The 5108-nt window shown below is 45.3% G+C and carries 4 protein-coding genes and 1 pseudogene; 1 reads left to right on the top strand and 4 read right to left on the bottom strand.

All coding sequences use genetic code 11. The annotated features are described in order from the left end of the window. From Q0394_RS00210 to Q0394_RS00195, 4 genes and pseudogenes are all read right to left on the bottom strand, one after another. A pseudogene (locus Q0394_RS00210) lies at positions 1 to 894 on the bottom strand (hypothetical protein); the annotation flags it as partial. 468 nt (positions 895 to 1362) lie between these two features. Beyond that, on the bottom strand, positions 1363 to 2391 hold the full coding sequence (locus Q0394_RS00205) for a c-type cytochrome (RefSeq protein ID WP_298944864.1): 1029 nt from the start codon (positions 2389 to 2391) through the stop codon (positions 1363 to 1365). Beyond that, positions 2388 to 3650: a cytochrome bc complex cytochrome b subunit gene (locus Q0394_RS00200; protein ID WP_298944862.1), complete on the bottom strand. Its 1263-nt coding sequence runs from the start codon at positions 3648 to 3650 to the stop codon at positions 2388 to 2390. The genes Q0394_RS00205 and Q0394_RS00200 overlap by 4 nt, the downstream gene beginning before the upstream one ends. Before the next feature lie 10 nt (positions 3651 to 3660). Beyond that, complete coding sequence (locus Q0394_RS00195; RefSeq protein WP_004322319.1) at positions 3661 to 4164, bottom strand: Rieske 2Fe-2S domain-containing protein; 504 nt, start codon at positions 4162 to 4164, stop codon at positions 3661 to 3663. A gap of 340 nt (positions 4165 to 4504) precedes the next feature. On the opposite strand from Q0394_RS00195, the gene Q0394_RS00190 reads away from it, so the two are divergent. Continuing rightward, entirely contained in the window at positions 4505 to 4885 is a 381-nt protein-coding gene (locus Q0394_RS00190) for a VOC family protein (RefSeq protein ID WP_298944860.1), read from the top strand. Positions 4886 to 5108: the final 223 nt, after the last annotated feature.

The raw sequence follows: 5108 nt of genomic DNA, 5'->3' as shown, positions 1-5108 counted from the left end.
GGTATTGGTGTTTATGAAGAACCACTTGCCTGCAAACACGCCCGTGCCTTTTTTGCTCGCTTTTGCGTCGCTATGCTTGACGCTAGGGTCTTTTTCGGGCTCTAAATTTGAGCTTGATTTGGCTTGCGCCTGATTTGAGCTAGCCCGCGCCGCGCGGCTTTTTTTAAAGATAAACAAGACGCCGCCCGCGCTTTGTTCGTATTCGAGCGAGCCGTTTTTCAGCCTAAATTCGCCCGCATCGTTATCTAGCGCGTATCTGCCGCCGCCAAGGCTTTTGTAGCCGCTTTCTCCTGCGCCCGTCTTGCACGAACCGTCCGGATTTGCCGCTACGATGCTAACAGTCGCTTTGCCGCCTGTGATCTGGAAAAACGAATCCTCAAAGCACTTTTGGCCTGCCGTTTTAAACGTCTGCCCTTGTGCTGCGACCGAGTCGATCTCCCATCTGCCCTCTAGCTCGTCTGTGCTCAAATTTGAGCCGGTTGCCGTTGCCGCGGCTTTGTTTGCGGCCGCGTCTTTTTTGAATGAAAAAACGATAAATTTGCCGCCGTCTAAGGACTGTTTTACCTTTAGCGCGTCTTTATCTAGCCAAAACTCGCCGATAGGACCCAGCGCGTATTTGCCAGCACCCATGCTTTTAAAGGCGTAGCTTGCCGCGCCGCTTTTGCACGCGCCGTCCTCGCCTACGGAGCTAAGGCCTAGCTTTGCCTCGCGGCCACTAACCTCGAAAAACGAATCCTCAAAGCACTTCTGCCCCGCCGTTTGCACCTCCTGCCCGTCTATGTTTGCCGAGACGATGCTCCATCTGCCCTCCAGCTCGCTAGCGCTTAAATTTAATCCGAGGCAAAGCGCCGCGATGATCGCGAAAAGCTTGACTGTAAATTTGAGACCGTTCATATTTACCCTTTTTTTGAAAATTTGTAAATCAAAATTGATAGCCGATTTTAACATCGGGAAATAAATTTAAAGACAACCTAAATCAAGAAAAATTATGAAAAAATCAAAACAAGCTGAGCTCTAACTTAAAAATGCGTCTATAAATCACGCTACTTAGCTCGCCGCCGCCAAGAAAATCCAAATGATCTTGCCGTATTGCTTCGCCCATATCGTAAAAAAGCGGGATCGGTAACACGTTCTTAAAAATGCTGTAAAATGTATATTTATAGTTTTTATTGCGCTCAAAACGTATTCAAATTTAAAATATAGGCACGTAAAATTAGTATTTGCTTGTAGTCAAATTTGAGCCCAGACAAGGCATCGCGAGTGCTGAATAAATTTTACGACGGCTTCTAAAACGGTAGATAAATTTTAGAAATTAAGGAATAAATTTAAAGAAAAATTTGAGCCCGGAGTCGGGCTCAAATTTTAGTGTAATTCAGACCAGACTTTGCGTTTCCAAAGCCATCCGAATATACCGAAAATCAAGAAGTAGATCATCGCATTTATGCCTAGGCTTTCGCGCTCGGCTTTTTTAGCGTCGCCCGCTTTTGCCATATAGGCTACGACTTTGTCCTCGCTAGCTTTATTTAGACCTACGCGAGGCATCGAGGTGCCCGGTAGCATTTTTTGCGTGTCGTTTATAAATTTATGCAGATAATCATCGCCCTTTGAGCGAATCATCATCGATAAATCAGGCGGGTTTGAGCCCATATACGCGGCTAAATTTACGCGGTTGGTTAGCGTGTATTTGTTTTCGTACTTCATGTCGTGGCATCTTTGGCACGCGTCGCGAAATACCTGTTCGTCGCTAACTTCTTTAGGCGCGATAGATTTTAGATACGCGACTATGTCGGCGATCTCGGCATTTGGATCTTCTCCGCCTGCTCCGAAAAAGGCCGGCATAGGATAAGGCTTTTCGTCGTTAAATTTGTGCGTTAGCTTTAGCGCCTTGGTCGGATCTTTGATAAGGGCTGCCAAGAAATGCTCGTCGTATATCGCTCCCGCGCTGCTAAGATCAGGTGGGACTACGCCGTACGCTTCGCTAAGTTCAGTAGCGCTCATAGCTGTAGGCATACCCGCAGCCTCGACTCCGTGACAGCCTGCGCAGCCAGCATTTGCAAAGGTTTCTGCGCCTTTAGTCGCGTCGCCTTTGGCTAAATTTATAGCCTTTATATCGTTCCAAAACGCAGTGTAGTCTTCGAGAGATTTTTGTGCCTCTTCGAGATCTTTTTGTGCTCCGGCGACTTTTTTCTCGTCATTCAGGGCTTTTGTCGCATCAAGGGCTTTTTGTCTAGCTTCTACCACGGATTTGGCTTGATTTATATCCTCGGTGCCAAAGTCGTAATCGGCCGCGCCGACGTGCGGATGCATGACGTTATGCGCGTAAGGCTCGATACCCCAGTATGTTACGCCGGTTAAAATAACTACGATTATGAAAATTTTTAACTCTCTCATTTTACCGCTCCTTTTTTCTCAAGAGTCGTTATGATAGGTAAAACGACAAAAAGCAGAACAAAAAACGTAATGGTCGAGTAAAATCCTATCCATGAGTTTGAAATACCAAGCGTCACGCCGTCGGCAGGCAATTTGCCAAAAATCGTGAGGATAATCATATCGACGATTAATAGCCAAAACCATACGAAAAAGCCCTTTCTCTCGTGAGCCGGAGCCACGACGTCGCTTCTATCGTAAAGCGGCATAAAAAATAGAGCTACGCCTGCGATCGCAAACGCGATAAGGCCGATGTTGTAAGCTTTAAAGCCGAAAATATCGAAGAAAAATCCGCGTAAAATCTCGTACTGCCACAAGAAGTACCACTCAGGATAGATGTGCGGAGGCGTTTTTAGTGGGTTGCCCGGCTCGAAATTTATCGGATCCATCGCGAAGTTGAAATGGAAACAGACTAAATAGAAAAAGAAAATCATAAAAAAGCCGATGTACATAAAGTCTTTTGCCAAAAATCCCGGCCAAAACGGAATTACTTTCGCGTTTTTCGTATCGCCGCTTAGATACTTTTCGGCCTCGATATCAAAGTCTATCTCCTCGCCCGTTTCGTTATTTACGTGCGGAACGCGGAGCGTATAAAAGTGTATCGCGACGACTGCTATAAGCACGATCGGTAGCAAGCATACGTGAAGCATGAAAAATCTCGTCAAAGTAGGATCACTAACGGCGTAGTCGCCTCTGATCCACTCGACCACCGCATCGCCGATAACCGGGATGCCGCCGAATAAATTCGTAATAACCATCGCCGCCCAGTAGCTCATCTGACCCCAAGGTAGCATATATCCGCTAAAAGCCTCGGCTGAAAACAGGATGAAGAGCAACATGCCGCTGACCCAAATCATCTCGCGACCTTTTTTGTAAGAGCCGTAGTAGATCGCCGTAAAGGTATGTATGTAGATGATTAAAAATACGACCGAAGCCGCAACCGCATGTATGTGACGCCATAGCCAGCCGTACTCGACCTCTTTCATTATGGTAAAATTTACGCTGTCAAAGGCTAAATTTATGTCCGGTTTGTAGTACATAACTAGCATAAATCCGGTAAAAATAAGCAAAGCAAAAAGCGTCGTGAGTATAACGCCCATCGCCCAGAGGAAATTTATATTTTTCGGTATCCAGTATTCGCTGACGAGTACTTTCATTAGCTTGTTTAAGGCGATCCTTTGATCCAGCCAGTCTAAAACGCCCGTTGATTTTCTGATGTGCATTTTTCCCTCCTTACGCTTGAGCCGCTAGTTTTTCGTATTCGGGGCTGGTTTCGCCCAGAACGAGTTTCGTACCGTCTATCTTAAACGGCGGTATGTCTAGCGGTCGAGGAGGAGGGCCGAAGGTATTTACGCCGTCTGCGTTGAATTCGCCTCCGTGACAGGCGCAAACGAAAACTTGTTTGCCAGGTTTCCACTCGGGAATACAGCCAAGATGCGTACAAAGCCCGATCGCGACCATATATCTAGCGCCATCTACTACGATATCGCGCTTGTCGTTAGGCGCCATAGAAGCGTCCTTTTTTAGAACAAATATCGGCTTTTTACGCCACTCGATCTGGCGCATCTCGCCGTCTTTCATTGGGCTAAGATCTACAGTCGTAAATCCGGCCGCCTTTACGCTAGGAAGCGGGTCCCAGGTCTTTTTAACGGCTACGAGAGTCGCTGCGCCGCCGACTGCGGCTACCGCGCCAAACGCTAGACCGATAAAATCTCGTCTTTCTTGTTTTACGGACATTACTTTCCTTTCAACGGTTTTTGAAGAATAATCGAGATTATACTCTTATGAAAATTAAACTTTTATTTTTCTAGCAAATAGTTTAAATATTTAAACTATTTTTAAATCATTATTTACTATTTCGTATTTTAAGGCTTTCGGGAGTAAAATTTGAGTGTAAATTTGGTTTAGTCGGTTAAATTTGACGGCCTATAAACAGACGTAAATTTAAATTATATTTTAGTTTGCGCGTTTTACCCGTACCGCAAAATTTGACGCCGAGCGATTTTAAATTTACGCCGTCAAATTTGACGTTTTTGACGAGCAATGTTTGGTTAAATTTGATTTAAAAGGAGAATTTATGCGTATCGCTTCGATCGATCATATCGTTTTAACGGTTGCTGATTTACAACGGACGCTTGATTTTTACGTGCGCGTGCTGGGTATGCGCGAGATTGATTTTGCAAACGGACGCAAAGCCGTGGCCTTTGGCTTGCAAAAGATAAATTTGCACGTAAAAGGCGAGGAAATTTTGCCAAACGCCATGAATGCAAACGTCGGAACGGCCGATATTTGCTTGATTGCCGATACGCCGCTTGAGCTAGTTTTAGAGGAGCTAGAGGTTGCCGGTATCACCGTAGAGCAGGGCATCGTGCCGCGAACCGGCGCGCTTGGAGGGATAAGCTCGATCTACGTGCGCGATCCGGACGGAAATTTGATAGAGATTAGTAGATACGTTTAAATTTGACGGGTTTTGCGGATGAAGTTCGGTTGCGTGTATATTGTAAACTGCAATCTAGACAAAGAGCCAACTGTTGTACGGCTAATATACAAGCAGATAATATATAATTTAGACTAGTAAATTTTTATAAGCTCATCGTTGTCGTAGTCATTTTCTAGGCCAAAATACAAAATTTCAAGCCACATTTCATCTTCGTATCTGAATTTCATAGACTCTTGTTTTG

Source organism: uncultured Campylobacter sp., assembly GCF_938039205.1.
Lineage (GTDB): Bacteria > Campylobacterota > Campylobacteria > Campylobacterales > Campylobacteraceae > Campylobacter_A.
Note: the sequence above shows the minus strand (reverse complement) of the source record. Positions and strands in the feature narration are given on the sequence as shown.